We start from the raw sequence: 15,524 nt of genomic DNA, 5'->3' as shown, positions 1-15,524 counted from the left end.
CACTTAATAGAAGAGTGCCAGCCAGACGGTTGCCTCAGTCGCTGAAGTGGCTGAGACTCGGTGACGCTTGTGGGCCGGAATATTAATGTGCTCCCCGGGCGTTAAGCGCACCACTTCGCCATCGTCAAAGGTCAACTCCCCCCAACCGCTAAGCACAGTCACCCACTCGTGCTCGCTTTGGTCGTACCAAAAATCCGGCGCTGAGGCGTGACCATGGGATACAATTCGCTCCAGTCGCATCCCGGCTTTCTCTAGCAGAATATCCACCTGCTCGTCGTTCGACTTAGCTGCGATCGCTTGAAACAAATTTCCAATCGCTGCACTGTCATTAGCCATCACTGCGGCCTTTTGCGTAGCGCGGGTGCTCATCGGCCACTTTCAGCCAAGACACCTGTGACTCGGTATAAATGTGATAGTCAGGTGACACCAGCTCAGGGTTGTCCAAACTGGCCACACTCATAGTGATGTATTCGCCATGGTCTAAATGCCGATAGGTAATACTCGAACCACAGTCGGGGCAAAAACCACGACGCACCTTGTCGGAAGAGGCAAACTCCTTTAGCGGCCCACCAGACCAGACGACTTGCTCGACCTTAAAATCCATCCACTGAGTAATCACAGATCCCACCCCCACCTGGCATTGGCGGCAGTGGCAATAATCACTGGCAAAAGGCATAGCAGTGGCCTGATAGCGCGTACGACCGCACAAACAGCCGCCGCTTAACACCACAGCATCTTCACTCATGGTACGCCTCACTCAAAGTTTCAGTTTCGGTTTTGTAGTGGCGCATGCCACGAGCTTTGTAGTTCGATAAGGCACCCGGATGGTCCATGTCACAAGTGTGCACCCATACTCGTTTAGTATTGGGCAGCTCCCAGGCGGAGCGCAGCGCTTGGCTTAGTAGAAAGCCGCCTAATCCTTTGCCGATGAAATCCGGCGTCAAACCAAAATAGCGGATCTCCACATCACCGCCATCTTGCATTTGCAGTTCGTAGTAGCCGGCAATTGTACCTTTGACATAGCCCACATAGGTTCGAAGATTAGGATCGTTAGCGTACTCCTGCCACTCCTCGTCGGTCATGCTGAGCTTGTCTTTCCACTGCCAAGCCGCGCCGACGGCCTGATACAAATGACGATTGAGCTGAAAATCGGGAACTTGAGCTTCAAGTATCACCATGCCTTTGTTGTCGGTCACGGCGTTAAGCTCATCGGGTGAGCACATTTCTAGGTAGAAAACTTGGGACTGTTTCATCAAGGGCTTATTCGAATTTATGACAATAAGCTCTATGGTGTCTTGCCGATGGAAGGGTTGCAAGCGCCGCCAACAGCCGGCGGCGCTTTTTCAACAGGTTAGAGGGTTAAAAACTCTGATTGGCGGTTTGCGGTGCAATACCCCAGCTGTCTTGCAAAAACTGGTAGAAGTCCTGCCAAGACTGCTCTTTAGCGGCGACATTTAAGCCGTTGGTATAACCATCGTCGTGGGAACACTGGGAAAACGCACGAATAGCGCCCCACACTGTGTCCACGTTTTGACCTGTGGTCTGCTCGATATTGTCACCTTCTTTAGTCCACAGCATCTGACAGTCTTTGGTGACCACAGCACCCTCTACAAACGCTTGCGGGTAAGGTTGCTCCCAACCGTGTCCTGCCCCAGCGTATACCTTTAAGTCGGTATCGACACCATGAGCTTCGAGCTTCTCGCGAAACGCCTCACACTTAGGGATCGACATGGACTCATCAGCCTCGCCCATCATGATAAGTACCGGGCTACCCTCGACTCTAAAATCTTCAAAATCAAAGGAACAACCAGCGTAGAAGGAGGCATAAGCGCTGAACCTTGGCCCCTCTTTGCCCAGCACACCCTCGGCAACCGGCTCAAACATGGAGTACAAGCTGGCCGCCGCACCAAGGCTAAAACCAGTAACCGCTACCTTGTCACCTTGGATCATGGGGTGTTGCTGCAAAGCTTCGAGGGCTTTTAGACCGTCCACCATTTGGGTATAAACGCTGGCTTTCTTGACTCGCTCTAAATAGGGGTCGCTTGAGCGAAGATCTCGAGCGACAAAAGTATCAACCGCAAAGCCGGCGATACCGTGTTTAGCCAAACGGTTAGCCAAATACACACTACGCCCGGTCCAATCACCGCCGCTGCCGTGCAGAATAACGACAGCAGGCACTGGATTGTCTTTAGAAGCTTGTGGCGGCAATACCAACAAGCCCCCTGAAGTTTGCTGCACGCTATTCGCGCCGCCATCCATCACATCCTTACCGGATTTGGGATTCCAACTTTGAAAACCCACCACACCATCGGGTGCCGTGCTAAAGTCGCTTGGGTAGTAGACGTTGACCACTTCTGCTGGCTTGGGCCACAACTGATACACCCCAACGGCGGCGAATAAAACCACCAATACTTTTCCAATACGCGCGAGCCAAGACATGCACTTCTCCTTTTGCCGAAATGCTCAATTTTAGATTTGTACACTTCAGAGTAACCAGTAGCTCACTGCCGTCTAGACTAACGAGCGGTTAAATCGTCGCCAATTTGAGAAAAGGCAAAAAGTAGCAAAACTAATCAGTTGCGCTGAAATTCAAGGCGGTACTGAGACTCTTCGCCGCGTCGGGCCGCATTGCGATACAAAAACACTTGAATCAAATACACGCCACTTTGATCGACTTGAAGATCGAGCTGGTTGCCGTCGGTTGGGCCTATGTACCAGGCTCCGTCTTTCATCGACTCAGTCTCAGGCGCATAGACATTGAAGTAGGTGGATAGATTGGTTGGCGTCAGAGTGAGTTGAAAACGATCACCTTTGTTGAGCTCGATGAGATACCTTTGCTCGCCATATCCTTCGACACTGCCCTCAATGATAAATGGGCTTTTTTGCCATTCTAGCTTGGTTGCGAGCGGCGCATTTTCCTCGCTCACAGCCTGCGCCACAGGAAACGACAAGAGTATGAAAGTTAGTAAGGTTAAAACCAGTTTCATCGAAAACTCCCAATCATTCTTCAGCTAGGTTAATACTCAAAATTAACCTGTCTTTGTGTTGAATACCGTTTTCCCAAATGGGCTGGGCGTACTGCTCAAGAAAATAGTCCTTTTCTATGTCAATCACTCGAAAGCCCGCCCTTTGATAGAAGCCGAGTTGATGACCAAAGGTGCCGGTGCCCAAATACAATCGAGAGAAACCGGAGTGGCGACAGTCATTGATAACATACTTCAACAATTGGGCGCCAACGCCCTGTCCTTGCAGTTCGGGCGTCACGGCAATATTCAGCAGCTCCGCCTGCTGGCCCTGTGGTTCAACCAGACAAGCACCAACGAAGTCATGCTCATTCATGGCAGCAAACCCCAAACACCGGCTTCGGTAGGCTTCTACTTTGGCCACGTCAGGATCGGCTTCTAGCAACAGACTTTGCGGTATACGCACTGTGGCCACACTTTGCAGCAACAATTGCTTCATTGGCAATCAATCGGTCTCTATTCGTTTGGGACGCATTACTAGCTCACCACCGCAATTGGGGCACACTTGGTCCATTGCATCACTGCACACCACGCAAAAAGTACACTCAAACGAACAGATATAAGCGTCGATATCGTCCGCAAGTTTCAGTTGGCAACGTTCGCATTCTCGTTTCATCGCAAGCATTGCAGTTCCTTAACTCACTGTTTTCCCTAAGTCTCAACATAAGAGCTAATGCTTGGTTTAGCCAGCCCAAACACTTAATTACACTTGACAGTTTACTTTTGTGAAAGCTTATGTAAACTATGCAGTGTAATTAACAGCCGAGTTCATTTGATATGAAGCCTGTCATTCGATTTAAACCGCTACTAGTGTTGGGAGCCCTAATCATGTCTCAAAGTATTTCCGCTCAATCTCTTGATCACAGCACCCTTCATCACAACGTGCAGGGTTTCCAAAATGTCGGCATGCAGCCCAAGCAGGCCGGTAGTTTCTTCGGCGCAATGAAAACTTGGTTGACCGCTGAGCGCAATCAGCCTAAACCTCAAGTTGAGCTGCCAGTGCACTCCATTGATATGGACGAACTTCAGGCCACCGAGCAAGACCGTGTCTATCGATTGGGTCACTCCAGCATGCTGCTAAAGCTCGATGGTCAGCTAATTTTGCTCGACCCTGTGTTCAGCGAACGTGCCTCCCCTGTGAGTTTTGCGGGCCCAAAGCGCTTTCACCCTGCGCCAACTAGCCTTGAACAATTACCGTACATTGACTGGGTAATGATCAGCCACGATCACTACGATCATTTGGACAAAGCCAGTATTAAGGCACTCAAGAACAAGGTTGGACACTTTGTCGTACCACTGCGGGTGGGCGATTACCTGCGTGACTGGGGTGTCGCCGATGACAAGATTGTTGAATTGGACTGGTGGCAGAGTTTTAAAGTCAATGGCATTGAAGTACACGCTACCCCAACCCAGCATTTTTCTGGACGATGCCTGCTAGATCGCAATCAAACTCTGTGGGCCAGCTATGTTATCCAATCGAGCCGACAGAATATTTATTTCAGCGGTGACTCGGGCTACTTCGATGGTTTTAAAGCGATTGGCGAGCGCTTTGGTCCCTTTGATTTAGCCATGGTGGAAACCGGTGCTTACAGCGAGCAATGGGCAGACATTCACATGCTGCCAGAGCAAAGCGTGCAAGCGGCGAAAGATTTACAGGCTAAAGCCATGCTGCCGATTCACAACAGCACCTTTGATTTAGCCATGCATGATTGGTACGAACCTCTAGAACGCGCTCGCACCCATGCCGCGGCACTGATTCAGGCCTTAGTAACCCCAGAAATGGGACAAGGGCTAGACTTGAGCAACTTGCCAGCCCAAACCCCTTGGTGGCATGCCTACATGCCAGCTGAAGCTCAAACCACGGGAGAGCTGGCGGTTAGTCGCTAGTCAACATCAGTCAATTGAGAGCGCCAACAGGTGCTCTCTTATTTTGTCGTGGGGCGCAAAGGCACGCGTCATGTCCGCCGTGGTCCAAGACACGTTCTCTAACACCACTAGAGTCAGCCGCTTTTGCGGGTAGTGGGTCATGGTGGACACATAACCTGGCACATAGCCGCTATGGCTGAACTCAAGTCCGTGCTTAGTCTCAGTCCATTGCAATCCTGCACCATAGTTGAGCTCTCCCCAGCGATGATCTCGAGTGACACTGTTTTGGGTTAGCTGAGTCTGGCTAACTCCAAGCTTGCCAGTGTGCAAGCACTCGGACCAGGCCACCAAATCGTCCGCACTGGCCACCACACCTCCACTGGCCACTCGGCTCGGTGGCCAGTAGCTCATCAGCAAAGAGCGCTGGTGATTGACGTCTTCTTGCCAACCACTGACTAAGTTGGCGGCCGATTGGACGGATTGGTTCATTGTTGGAGCAAAGGCCGAGCCCATGTCGCATAGGGCAAAAGCCTGATTGAGCTGTGCGGCAAAGCTTTGTTGGTCGACCTTGGTCAGCGCTTTGCCCAACAAATCGTAGCCCCAATTGGAATAGCGAAAAGTTGCAGGCTTAGCGGGATAGATGGGGCGCTCTGGGGCTATCACGCCTGAGCTGTGATTGAGTAAGCCCGCCAAAGTCACCGAAGTTTGATAGGCAGGTAAGCCCTCAGCCCATTGCTGCGCGCTGTCAGACAGTGACCAGTTGTTTTGATTAGCATGAGCCAATACGAGCGCGGCTGTCATTTGCTTGGTGATAGAAGCAATCACAAACTGGCCCTCAACGGGAATACCCTTTGAGTGATAACGGGCCAACACTTTGCCGTTTTGAGCAATCATAGCCACGCCGCTAAAGGGGCGGCTGGTGTCAGCTTCAATCCAGTTTTTTAGGGTTTGGTCGTTTAGCTCAGTCGCATTGACTGTACTAATTAAAGCTGTGCCATAACTAACGTTGCCAAAAGCAGCCCCGAGGCACAGCCCGATTAACCATGGCATTCCTTTGCTCATAGACTTCACTCGATCTTAAACACCGCGCTGACCGCAGCACTCACGGGCAGGGATTTGGGGATAAACATGGGCGTATTGTCGTGGGATTCTGCTGAAGATGCCAGCGCATAGTCTCGACGGGGTGAGTAGTCCGGATTCGGCCCGAAGCTAGCCATTAAGCTGTCAAAGGCTCGTCCTTCGCCTACCGCATAGATAGACACCACCTTAGCACCTAAGCTGCTGGCCAGACGATTGGCTTTTTCACGGGCCTTTTTACCCGCCTCCTGCTCCAACTCAGCTTTGATTTGTTCGCGATTGGAGACATCGAAACTGCTGTGACTGCGTGCCATGTGATTTATCACCACTAGGTCGCTCATCAGTGATGCGTACTTGTCCAAATTGTCCAAGTGCAAAGTTACCTCGCGAGAGACAGAGTAACCAATGATTTCAGTGGGCTTACTATCGCCCGCACGACGCCATTGTGCATTCTTTTGTAAATCGGTTGCTTCGATAACCGACTCATCCAATCCATGCCGCTTCACTGCCACCAGCACCTGCTCTAGCGCATTGTTAACTCGAGTGGCGGCGACTTCTGAGTCGGCGTGATTGCCCCTCAGGCTCAAATGAATTTTAGCCATGTCGGGTTTAACCTGACGTTCCGCCTCGCCATTACCAATCACGAAGGGAAAATTCGGTAGCTCCATGGCCTTTGCGCCAACACTCGTCACGCTTAAAACGCACACACCCAGTACTACAGCAACCAATTGTTTTATCATGCAGATTCCTTACTTTGCTTTAATCTTGCCTGTGGTTGGACTGCAAATCGCCCTCTCGGTTCAGTATCAACTGGGCACTGAAGCTTCCCCACACCGAATAGGCCCCCTCTCCTGGGTGAAACCCATCGGCGGCAATATGACTGGGTTCAAGTCGGTAAGGGACGCTTGAGAAGAGCGCCGAAGGATGAGGTGCCATTATCAACTCAGCGCGTTGGCTCACTTGCTTTGCCCGCCAACCCAGCCACCAGCGCAACGGCTGCGGCAAGGCGGGGAACGCGTGCATGGGTGGCAGTTCAAAAAATACCAATTGACTGGGATTGAATTTCAATTGGATTTGCTCAAGCAAGGCCCTTAACTCGGTATCGAAACTGGCCAAGGGGGCTAACCGCGTTACGTGATTCACCCCGAGAGAGAGCAAGACCCAATCTTTTGCAGAAGCGTCGCACTGCTGGACTTTGGTCAGCGCGTCACGACAGTCATCCCCGCTGGTAGCCATCACTTGCCAGCTTACCTTGCGATGCGGAGCCAGTGCCGCGGTCATCTGCCCAACCAGGGCTTGTGATTGATGAGTCACCCCAACCCCAGCTGCCGCCGAGTCTCCGAGTATCAGCACTTCAAGGGGCTCGCCTTCACCGCTAACACCGCAGCGCTCTCCCTCTGCTTCTTCTAGTTTTGGGGTACGCCAACGTACCCACACACCTTGTAGCAAGAGCACAGGTAGCAGCATGATTCCGCAGGTATACCAGAGCAATTCTTTCACTTGCATGGGCCAAAATTCAAATCAGACGGTTTCTAAAAGCTTGCACAGAATCGTCAGAGTCTCAAGCGTTCGTCTTACCAATGCTTTTGCAAAATAGACCAACCGAATCTCGGCTCGGATCGCTCACCATGTATGAGCGACGGTCATGATTGGAGGAATGCTGACGGTTAATATTGACAGTTCAACAAGTGGACAAAGTATCAGTCATTGGTGCCTCATCGGTCGAACCACAAACCAACTGGCCAACACCAGCAACCCAAAAGCCGTATAGCAAACCACAAATACCCACTCAGGCGCTTGGTAATAAATCAGCTTGTGCAGCCAATGCTGGATGAACGAACCCGCATAAGTATCACCACCCGCGGCGCGTCGAAACTGCATTTCCCAAATGGTTAACGGACAGATAACTCCCAGCCAAGCTTGCACCACCACATAGCCAATAGCGGCCAGATGAAGGATGCGGAATTTAAGATTGCGAACCCAAGCCCAGCCTCTCAATGCCCCAAGGTAAATCGCCAGCAAGCCGCCTATCACAAAGGCGATAAAGCCGGTGTGTATTACCAATAAAGCATCGGCGGCAATTAGGTTCCAATTCACATCGATCTCCGCTTGTTTCCGTCGGAAGTCTAAACGGCTCAATGACCGTGGGCCTTGGATTAGCGCGTCAGCGGGCAACTCGATATGAGAACATACACCCCGCCTTATTCAAATTGTCGCTGGCTTGTCTTAGCTGCGCCAGTATTGACAGGCGACTTTCCTACTGACTCTCTAGATCTAAACCAACGACTGAACATAATCGCGGTAAAGCCATCACAAGTGCAGTTAGTCGCGGTCCTAAACATGTCAGGCAAGCCGCCGGACAAAGCCAGCCAAGTGGTGATAAATAGCGTTTTCTCATCGCCGGTTAAGCCTAATAAAGCCGCGAACAAGGTTGAGCTCCAAAGCGCCGTGCCCATTCCTGCCGGTAGCCCTGGTGCAGCAATAGTGAAAATCACAATAGCCGGCCATGCCACGAGCAGTGCGGTCCAAGTCAAAGAGACATCAAACACCACAGTCATGATAAACGGCGCGTAAGCCACATAAGCCAGCGCACTGGTATCGAGATTGATTACGCTGCCGATTGGGATAACAAAATTAGACACCGAAGGGTCGGCACCGAACTTCTTAGCGTTTTCTAGATTTACCGGCAAGGTCGCCAATGACGAGCAAGTGCCCGCAGCGAACACAGCGGTTGGAAAGAAATAGCGCTTCAACACTTGAGTCACCGACTGTTTTGCCAACAGCTTAACCGCCACCAACTGGTATAGCGCCAGCCAAACCACACAAAGTAAAAAGGTGTACAGCGTCATCAATAGGTAGTACTTAAGGCTATCCGCCGCACCGATATTTACCCCTAGAGTGATACCCAAAAAGAGTACAATCACCGGCATCACGCGCGACAGCCAAGGCGTGGCCTTGGCCATTCCCGCTTCAAACTTATCCAATAAGCGCTGCAGAGGTGGCACTTTATGAGCCAGCAATCCAGCGATAATTGCCACAAGAATCGCCAATATCGGCATGGAGGCACCAGACTCGCCATCTAGGGTAGACAGCATGGTCAACGCTTCTTGCCAAAGGTCCCCTTCGGTTGCGCTAAAACGAATGTCGAATAGTAGCGAGGACAGCATAACCCCAAGCAAGCCTGCGCAAATTGAGGTCAGTAAATACCAAAGGATAACACCGCCGGCAAGACGCCCACCCTGTCCGGTGGAAATCAGTTTGCCCACCGCTGGACTTAAAGCGATGAATATCAATACAGGCACTAAAGTGATAAAGCCACTGAGCGCCGAGCGAGTACCAGCCGCCACTGGGCGCATGGATTCTCCGCCAATGCCACCAAGCACCAAACCCACTAACAGAAACAACAGCGTCCAGACATAATTGGGAATCCGGTGCAGTACAGCCATAGCCATCTCTTATTATTTTCAGCGATTTAATTAACTCCCAGCCTAGCGCTTTTTAGTACATTTGTGCAATTATGTCATAACAAATCGAATAACAAAGAAGCTGTAAACATGAGCCCAAAACCCATAATCACCCACCACTGTCCCATCCAAAAACTGGGGCAATCGCCTTACCATCACTTTTTTGGCTACTACAACAAAAGCACCTGGAGCCGCGATGGCCGCTACATTTTGGCCAATCGAGTGGACATGATGACTAAGGACTTGGGCTTGGAGGACTGCGCAGAGGTTGGCTTTTACGCGGCCGATAATCCCAATGGTGAATTCACTTCACTAGGACGCACCACAACTTGGAATTGGCAGATGGGTTGCCAGTCCCAATGGCTCGACCAAATGCCAGGTCGAAAAGCCATCTTTAACGTGCGTGATAACAACCCAAACAACCCCTATCCAGATTTTGCTTCTGAGATTGTTGACGCTGACTCCGGCGAGCGCCGCCGCCTGCCGCTGCCGGTATACGTTACCGCTCAAAACAGCCAGTACGCCTTGTGTGTAGATTATCGTCGTTTGTTTATCACCCATGAAACCATTGGCTACCAAGCCCCAGAGCAATATACACAGATGTCGCTAGCCCCTGAGGACGATGGTATCTACTACATGGACTTGGCGACCGGCGAGTACCGTTTGGTGTGCACCTATCACCAGCTAACAAACTTCCACCCCGTGGCTTCGATGGATAAAGCGGCCCATTGGGTATCCCACATAGAGATCGCGCCCGACTTCAAGCGCGTGTTGTTTTTGCATCGTTGGAGCGAGCGAGTAGAAGACGAAACCTGCTTCTTGCACCGACTGATTAGCATGAATCCAGATGGCAGTGAGATGTACCTGTTGGAGTGCTCAGATCATCCAATCCCGCAATTGCAGGATGACTTTGACGCCAACGCGGTCGGTACCTTTGATTACGAAAAATCCGAATGGCAGATATCTCACCCTACTTGGCAAGGCAATGAACACATCATGGTGTGGGGACCGCACCAAGGCAGCATTCACTACCATCTATACAAAGATAAAACTCAGCATGCCGATGTCGTCGGCGAAGGCGTATTAGACGAGAATGGCCACATGACTTACTCGCCGGACGGCCGTTGGATGGTAAGCGACACCTATCCCGACGACACCACCCATGAGCGAATTTTGTTTTTGTACGACATGAAAACCGATCAGCGCTACGACATCGGCAGCTTTTACGCCGATCCCAACTTAGGCAAAATCAATCGCTGTGACTTGCATCCGCGCTGGAACCACGATGGCACTCAGGTGTGTATCGATTCGGTACACGAAAACCAGCGCCAGATGTATTTGATTGATGTGAGTGAGATTGTCGGAAGACAATAAACAAACAGCGATTAGCCTTTTGGGACTGCAGTCCATCAGCCAGCGCTGTGGACTGTTACCAACTAAGCACGGGTGTCAGTGTGTGACTTTCTCCTTTTGAGCTAAGCTCCGTCCTCCAAGCTCATCACAATTTTTCCGACTGTACGCTGTTGCAGCATTTGCTCCATCGCCTGAGGCACTGATTCTATGTCGATGCTCTGCAATTGCGGGACACGTAACCGGCCTCGCTCTAACCACAGGCTAAACGCCGTGCCAGATGCCACTAGCTGAGCTTTGGCGGCATCGCCATTGCGGTGGCCCGCACCAAGACTGAGTTGGTGGAAGCTTAGTCCTTTCATAAAAGCTTCGTGATAACTCAACGGCCTTACCGTATCAACCAGCTCCACCAACTGCCCCTCAAAGCCCAGCGCGTTGGCAGCAGCAATATCGTTGTCAGGACCCACAGTATCCAGCGCAATAGGCACGCCCATCTGATGCGTGATTTGCAGCACTCGCTCGGTTACTGACTCGCTGTGATAGTCGACCACCTCTGTCGCTCCTAATGAGCGCACAAACTCGACATTGGCAGCCGAGCAACTAGCAATAATAGTGCTCAAGCCTACCTCGGCGGCAATTTGCACCGCAAAGCTACCGACACCGCCTGAGCCTCCGGTAATCAAAATGGCATCGTGCTCCTCGATTCTGAGCTTGTCGAATAAGGCTCGCCAAGCCGTCCAACCGGCACAAGGTGTGGCAGCCGCTACGTCAGCTGCAACATTTGGATGCTTAACCAAAGTGTCCGCCGCTTGCACCGAGTACTCGGCAAAACCGCCACAAGGTCGAAACATGTTGCCGTGACACAAGACTCGATCGCCTATGCGCCATTGACTCACGCCAGCGCCAAGCTCAACGATATGACCGCTGACATCTAATCCCGCTACCCAGTTGGCATCCATGCTTGGTGCCATACTTTTCCAAAGCGCGATTTTAGCGTCGACAGGGTTAAGCCCACAGGCGTCGACCTTGATCAGTACGTCGCCCTCGCCGGCGCTTGGACGCTCAATTTCAACCAGTTGGAAGGTATCGTGATTAGGGTTAAAAGTGACTGCACGCATGCTGATTGTCATTCCATCCTTCAGTTAATATCTCCATTAACCCTAGTACAAGCTTGGGATCTAAGCTGTAGTAGCTGAAAACCTTAGGTTTGAGGCTTTTGTGCAATCAGGTAGCAGTGTTTTTCGGGTAGCTGGTCGAACTCTAGGTGCTTGAGTTGACAGCCAAGCGCCCTAATGGCATCGACGAAACCGTTAACTCCTAGAGTGGAATAATAGATTTCAGGTCCCATGGCGCTATTGCAGTGCTCGTCAGGCAAGTCCAATCCACCAAAGGAAAATATCAGTACGCCCCCGGGTTGAAGCCCTTCCACCAGCTTTTGCAATACGCTTTGGTGGTGTTCTAAAGGTAGGTGCCAGAGGCTGTCCCAAGCGCTGATTAGTGCGTAAGACTTTGGCAATTGCCATTGGCAGATGTCAGCGTGATACAAGATGGCGTTCGAATAAGCGCTACGAGCCTGCGCTACCATCTCGGCAGAGATATCCACCCCTTCTGGGGTTAGTCCTGCCGCTTCAAATAATTCAAACAAACGACCACTGCAGCCACAGCCCACATCTAAGGCGTGTCCTTTGCTCTCGAGAAATGCGACAGCTTGTCGATGCTGAGTTATGCCGTTATTGCGATCAAATGCTTCACCCAACCACAAGTGGGTAAGTTGGTCGTAGGCGAGTCCAATGTCTTTTGGTTTCAATATGGCAGCTTTACTTATCGGGTACGGTCATTGCTTTTCGAATATTTTAGCTCAGTCGAGCCAAGCTGGCGGCAGTCGCTTAGTCCATCGCGCAAACCCAAGTTTCTCTCCGCGATAAAAATTGCGATAGGCCTGCACTGGGTCTCCGTCGACCTTGTATTGGTCTGGCATGGCTTGGGCAAATGGCGTCAACCCTCGACGCTCAAAGGTTAAGGGTTTTATCGCCTCTAAAACCGCAATCGACTTGTGATCTTGGGGTTTGTCAAAGCGATAACGGTACTCTTTATTGAGTGCTTTAGTGAGCGCCACCAACCATTCGAAGTTATCGTACGAGTCTTCCACCCACAGTACGCAAGGGTGTTTTACATGAGTCGACTTGTACGGCGTTTCAAAACCCTTTTTGTTGAGCGCGGTGCAAAGCAACTGCACGCTCTCGAGTATCATTTTGTTGGCGTGCTGGTCGCAGTGGAATCGCGCGCAGGTTTCGATGTCCTGATCCAGAATAAAAATGTTCACGCTAGCTCGCTTCCCCCAATTGTCTGTGGTTGGACTAAGTTACGGGAGCTTCGAGCTAATGGTTTATTCTCGATTAGGATGGAGTCGTTTTGGCGATGCGTTGCAGCTGCTTATCGTGCCTGCGAGACAGACAAATCAACGCGGTAATAGCGCCAATCAGCGCAAACCACATGTCGGACTGAGTATCCCAAGCATAGCCTTGGGTTCCCAAAAAGGCTTCCGCGTCTTCGCCGGTCGCCGCTGCTACCCACCACTCGAGTAACTCGTAGAAAGCGCTAAACGCCAGACACACAGAAACGATAAACAAATTGCGCCAGGCAGCGCCGTTAACCACTTGTAGGCGAATTAGGATTTCGCGGGCGATTAATGCAGGCACGAATCCTTGAAAAAAGTGCCCGACCTTATCGTAGTTGTTGCGCTCAGCCCCGAATAACCCGTCAAACAAAGGGACTTCGGCGTAAGTGTAGTGGCCGCCCACCATCAGTACCACGCAGTGAGCCAAGATCAAAACATAAAGTAGTGGTGTCAGCGGGAATCGTTTGTAGGTCGTTGCCAGAATGGCCGCGCCTATCAGAGCGGGGAGTACTTCAAGAAACCAAGTGAAGGTATCTTTGGGATTTATCCCAGACCAAATGAGCACCGCGCTAAATATGAGTATCCAAGCGAGTTTGATAGGAGATCCTTAACCTAAGCGCTTAGGCGGGCGCTAGCGCAATCGAGGTTAATAGCAAGCCAACAAATAGTAGCGACATAAGTGCAAACATGACGCGAATTCCGGACTCTATTCGAGGCGTGCGGTTGTTAGAGAGGGCTCGCCTAGAGACACCCAAACTGGACAAAGCTTCAAGCATATTGTTCATTGGTCGTCTCCTCAGATTGCAGCGTGTTAGTTGTTCAACTCCAGCTTAAAACCCGAAACGTCGTAGGTAGTACCATTGATTACTAAGCTGTTTTTAAGCCGACGTTCAAAGCGAAATCCGCTTCGCTTTAACAAAGCTTCGCTAGCCAAGTTACCCGCTGTAACCCACGCGGTCAAACTTTTAAAATCAAGGGCTTGTGAAAAATGGATTAATGCCAGCAGTGCCAATTTTGCGAAACCCTTGCCTTGAAATACCGGGGCTAAAATAAACCCAACCTCCCCTTGCTGCGGGTCTCGCGCCAATACCTTAAGGCTTATCAAGCCTATTTGGCTTTGGTCCAAATAAACCATTGTGTGATTTAAACTATTCCGAACGGGAGCGTCTAATAAATTCTGGATGGCCCAATAGTCGCCCCCAAAATTGACTGAGTCCTATGGTCTTGCGGATCCGCTCGGCCCAGACTACTCCAACGAGCGCTCCGAACAACAAGATCCCCAAACCCGACATGGGACTAGAAACCAAGCCCACATACACAGCCCATACGGCGATAACAAAAGATACCAAGATTGGCGAGCAGGCCACCGACATCCATAATAGCGCCTGAACGAAAAATGCAATCGGCTTCATAAGAACTCCTTTTCCAATGAAAGAGCGTCTGAAGAGGTACATCCTTACCTTCTAAACTACACGCCCTAAACCAACAAAATCAATAAGCTAATAATTCTTTGCTATTTCCCACAACAGCTCTAACCAACCCTCGCTGTGGGCGAACTTCAACATTTCATCATTTGTTAGATTTACACAAAGCGGCGTTTTGGTACAGCCCCTTATGCGCTGAAACTCATAGGTTAAAATAAGTGGTAATCCCGGACAGCACACTGCTTACCGCTACTGCCGACAAAATAAGCCCCATCACTCGACTGATTAAGCTCGCACCTGCGCTTCCAATCAATCGGTGGACAAAAGTGGAGGACAACAACAACACCAGCACAATCGCCAATACGACAAGCATCATCGCGGTCACTTGCACCTGCTCAACAATTGAGAACTTGGCATTCTCGGTCTGCAGAACCGCTGCCAATATCGCGCCAGGACTGGCAATCGATGGGATGGCAAGAGGAAACACCGCAGCCTCGGTTTCAGAGGAAATCATCTTAACCTCCTGTTCCGGTTTACTCTCACCGAAAATCATGGTCAAAGCAAACAAAAACAAGACGATGCCTCCAGCGATTTCAAAGGCGGGCAGCGGTATTCCAATGGCTTTGAGCATCGGCTCGCCCACCACTACAAAGAACAGCAAAATTAACGCCGCAATCAATACGGCACGCACGGCGATTTTGCGCTTTGCCTTCTCGCTGTAGCTACTGGTCACTGCCATAAATACTGGTACCGTACCTATCGGGTCAATAACCGAGAAGAAAAAGATAAACACAGCTACAAAATCGATCATACGATGCATTCTCCTTGGTTATTGTATGTAAAGCAGGTGGGAGGCGCATTCTATGGAATCACTGGCCGCGTCAACAGGATCGATAAAACCTATCACTAGAATAGTTGGGGG

The 15,524-nt window shown here is 50.8% G+C and carries 21 protein-coding genes; 2 read left to right on the top strand and 19 right to left on the bottom strand.

Annotated features, from left to right (window positions below; genetic code table 11):
• Nucleotides 1-3: 3 nt before the first annotated feature.
• The 7 genes from CLC93_RS10200 to CLC93_RS10170 form a co-directional block, all read right to left on the bottom strand.
• On the bottom strand, nt 4-336 hold the full coding sequence (locus tag CLC93_RS10200) for a cupin domain-containing protein (RefSeq protein WP_095505864.1): 333 nt from the start codon (nt 334-336) through the stop codon (nt 4-6).
• On the bottom strand, nt 329-745 hold the full coding sequence (locus tag CLC93_RS10195) for a GFA family protein (RefSeq protein ID WP_095505863.1): 417 nt from the start codon (nt 743-745) through the stop codon (nt 329-331). Before CLC93_RS10195 ends, CLC93_RS10200 begins: the two co-directional genes overlap by 8 nt.
• A complete protein-coding gene (locus CLC93_RS10190) occupies nt 738-1,253 on the bottom strand; it encodes a GNAT family N-acetyltransferase (RefSeq protein ID WP_095505862.1) in 516 nt (171 codons plus the stop codon). Before CLC93_RS10190 ends, CLC93_RS10195 begins: the two co-directional genes overlap by 8 nt.
• Nucleotides 1,254-1,359: 106 nt before the next feature.
• On the bottom strand, nt 1,360-2,439 hold the full coding sequence (locus CLC93_RS10185) for a dienelactone hydrolase family protein (protein ID WP_095505861.1): 1,080 nt from the start codon (nt 2,437-2,439) through the stop codon (nt 1,360-1,362).
• Nucleotides 2,440-2,573: 134 nt separating this feature from the next.
• On the bottom strand, nt 2,574-2,987 hold the full coding sequence (locus CLC93_RS10180) for a hypothetical protein (RefSeq protein WP_095505860.1): 414 nt from the start codon (nt 2,985-2,987) through the stop codon (nt 2,574-2,576).
• Between the two features lie 13 nt (nt 2,988-3,000).
• Complete coding sequence (locus tag CLC93_RS10175) at nt 3,001-3,462, bottom strand: GNAT family N-acetyltransferase (RefSeq protein ID WP_095505859.1); 462 nt, start codon at nt 3,460-3,462, stop codon at nt 3,001-3,003.
• A 6-nt stretch (nt 3,463-3,468) separates the two neighbouring features.
• Nucleotides 3,469-3,648 (bottom strand): DUF1272 domain-containing protein, encoded by a 180-nt coding sequence (locus tag CLC93_RS10170; RefSeq protein WP_095505858.1) that lies wholly within the window; start codon nt 3,646-3,648, stop codon nt 3,469-3,471.
• 203 nt (nt 3,649-3,851) lie between these two features.
• On the opposite strand from CLC93_RS10170, the gene CLC93_RS10165 reads away from it, so the two are divergent.
• Entirely contained in the window at nt 3,852-4,910 is a 1,059-nt protein-coding gene (locus tag CLC93_RS10165; RefSeq protein ID WP_095506025.1) for an MBL fold metallo-hydrolase, read from the top strand.
• 6 nt (nt 4,911-4,916) lie between these two features.
• Here CLC93_RS10165 and CLC93_RS10160 read toward each other — a convergent pair whose 3' ends face one another.
• From CLC93_RS10160 to CLC93_RS10140, 5 genes are all read right to left on the bottom strand, one after another.
• Nucleotides 4,917-5,939, bottom strand: coding sequence for a serine hydrolase domain-containing protein (locus tag CLC93_RS10160; protein WP_169902962.1), 1,023 nt, complete (start codon nt 5,937-5,939; stop codon nt 4,917-4,919).
• Between the two features lie 17 nt (nt 5,940-5,956).
• Nucleotides 5,957-6,706 carry an SIMPL domain-containing protein gene (locus CLC93_RS10155; RefSeq protein ID WP_095505856.1) on the bottom strand — a complete coding sequence of 250 codons (750 nt, stop codon included), beginning with the start codon at nt 6,704-6,706 and terminating at the stop codon, nt 5,957-5,959.
• 19 nt (nt 6,707-6,725) lie between these two features.
• Nucleotides 6,726-7,472 (bottom strand): SGNH/GDSL hydrolase family protein, encoded by a 747-nt coding sequence (locus tag CLC93_RS10150; protein ID WP_095505855.1) that lies wholly within the window; start codon nt 7,470-7,472, stop codon nt 6,726-6,728.
• A gap of 198 nt (nt 7,473-7,670) precedes the next feature.
• Nucleotides 7,671-8,063 (bottom strand): DUF2784 domain-containing protein, encoded by a 393-nt coding sequence (locus CLC93_RS10145; RefSeq protein ID WP_245837140.1) that lies wholly within the window; start codon nt 8,061-8,063, stop codon nt 7,671-7,673.
• A 104-nt stretch (nt 8,064-8,167) separates the two neighbouring features.
• Nucleotides 8,168-9,412: a cation:dicarboxylate symporter family transporter gene (locus tag CLC93_RS10140; RefSeq protein ID WP_169902960.1), complete on the bottom strand. Its 1,245-nt coding sequence runs from the start codon at nt 9,410-9,412 to the stop codon at nt 8,168-8,170.
• 108 nt (nt 9,413-9,520) lie between these two features.
• Between CLC93_RS10140 and CLC93_RS10135 the strand changes: the two genes are divergently transcribed.
• A complete protein-coding gene (locus CLC93_RS10135; RefSeq protein WP_095505853.1) occupies nt 9,521-10,804 on the top strand; it encodes a hypothetical protein in 1,284 nt (427 codons plus the stop codon).
• Between the two features lie 101 nt (nt 10,805-10,905).
• On the opposite strand, the gene CLC93_RS10130 is transcribed toward CLC93_RS10135, so the two are convergent.
• The 7 genes from CLC93_RS10130 to CLC93_RS10100 all read right to left on the bottom strand — a co-directional run bounded on the left by CLC93_RS10130 (nt 10,906) and on the right by CLC93_RS10100 (nt 15,413).
• A complete protein-coding gene (locus CLC93_RS10130; protein ID WP_095505852.1) occupies nt 10,906-11,898 on the bottom strand; it encodes an alcohol dehydrogenase catalytic domain-containing protein in 993 nt (330 codons plus the stop codon).
• 83 nt (nt 11,899-11,981) lie between these two features.
• Nucleotides 11,982-12,587 (bottom strand): class I SAM-dependent methyltransferase, encoded by a 606-nt coding sequence (locus tag CLC93_RS10125; protein WP_095505851.1) that lies wholly within the window; start codon nt 12,585-12,587, stop codon nt 11,982-11,984.
• Between the two features lie 51 nt (nt 12,588-12,638).
• Nucleotides 12,639-13,103, bottom strand: a complete 465-nt coding sequence (locus CLC93_RS10120) for a pyrimidine dimer DNA glycosylase/endonuclease V (protein WP_095505850.1) — start codon at nt 13,101-13,103, stop codon at nt 12,639-12,641.
• A gap of 73 nt (nt 13,104-13,176) precedes the next feature.
• Nucleotides 13,177-13,776 carry a DUF2238 domain-containing protein gene (locus CLC93_RS10115; RefSeq protein WP_095505849.1) on the bottom strand — a complete coding sequence of 200 codons (600 nt, stop codon included), beginning with the start codon at nt 13,774-13,776 and terminating at the stop codon, nt 13,177-13,179.
• A gap of 213 nt (nt 13,777-13,989) precedes the next feature.
• Nucleotides 13,990-14,313: a GNAT family N-acetyltransferase gene (locus CLC93_RS17960; protein WP_095505848.1), complete on the bottom strand. Its 324-nt coding sequence runs from the start codon at nt 14,311-14,313 to the stop codon at nt 13,990-13,992.
• 13 nt (nt 14,314-14,326) lie between these two features.
• Nucleotides 14,327-14,590 carry a hypothetical protein gene (locus CLC93_RS10105; RefSeq protein WP_095505847.1) on the bottom strand — a complete coding sequence of 88 codons (264 nt, stop codon included), beginning with the start codon at nt 14,588-14,590 and terminating at the stop codon, nt 14,327-14,329.
• A 214-nt stretch (nt 14,591-14,804) separates the two neighbouring features.
• Nucleotides 14,805-15,413: a MarC family protein gene (locus CLC93_RS10100; protein ID WP_095505846.1), complete on the bottom strand. Its 609-nt coding sequence runs from the start codon at nt 15,411-15,413 to the stop codon at nt 14,805-14,807.
• Nucleotides 15,414-15,524: the final 111 nt, after the last annotated feature.

The organism is Paraferrimonas sedimenticola, assembly GCF_002282855.1.
In the GTDB taxonomy this organism is placed as follows: Bacteria; Pseudomonadota; Gammaproteobacteria; order Enterobacterales; family Shewanellaceae; genus Paraferrimonas; species Paraferrimonas sedimenticola.
This window is presented reverse-complemented; position numbering and strand designations above follow the sequence as displayed.